The organism is Collinsella sp. LCP21S3_D3, from assembly GCF_052118305.1.
Classification (GTDB): Bacteria; Actinomycetota; Coriobacteriia; order Coriobacteriales; family Coriobacteriaceae; genus Collinsella.
Genome location: NZ_JBQKHK010000059.1, coordinates 1 through 562, shown reverse-complemented (window position 1 = coordinate 562; position 562 = coordinate 1). Strand labels below are relative to the sequence as shown.

The 562-nt window shown below is 63.3% G+C and carries 1 protein-coding gene; it reads left to right on the top strand.

The genetic code is table 11. The features are described from left to right. Positions 1-359 precede the first annotated feature (359 nt). Complete coding sequence (locus tag ACTQ1S_RS09365) at positions 360-497, top strand: hypothetical protein (RefSeq protein ID WP_441547570.1); 138 nt, start codon at positions 360-362, stop codon at positions 495-497. The last annotated feature ends 65 nt before the right edge of the window (positions 498-562 follow it).

Genomic DNA, 562 nt, shown 5'->3' with positions numbered 1-562 from the left:
GCTTGCGGACAGGGTCGAGGCGGCATAGGATATCAACCGTATTCCAGATTCTGGGACGCCGGGCCGACTCGCTTCGGATCGGGCACTACACCAACTTTCTCGACACTACCTCGCAGACGCTTTCCTGGCTGCCGCCGTCCCAGTAGGTGGGCACGTCCATGCGCGCCTTGGCCTGGGACGAGCCGTTGGTCTGGGTTACGTGGAAGGTCGTCGCGGTGCCCGCGGGGGCGTCGTTCCACGAGACGGTGAAGGTGACGCCGTTTTGGCTTGCGGTGGCGGAGTGGGCGTAGCCGGTTTCTGCCGCGGTGGAGATTACCGCGGGCGTGGGGTTGGTCTGGGTTCGGAGGGATGGGGCGGTGGTGCCGGTTGCGGCGGTGGTGCCGTCAGCGCTTTCCGTGTTGGCTGCGCTGGTGCCGGTGGATGTTGCGGTGCTGTCCTCAACGGTATCTGCTGTGTTTCGTCAAGAGGATTTGAGCAAAAAGATCATCGGAAATTGAGCAGCCTGAGCATCGGAAGCGCGCACGCTTTTTGAGCGGCTAGCCCTCCTGCATGAGGGCATGGC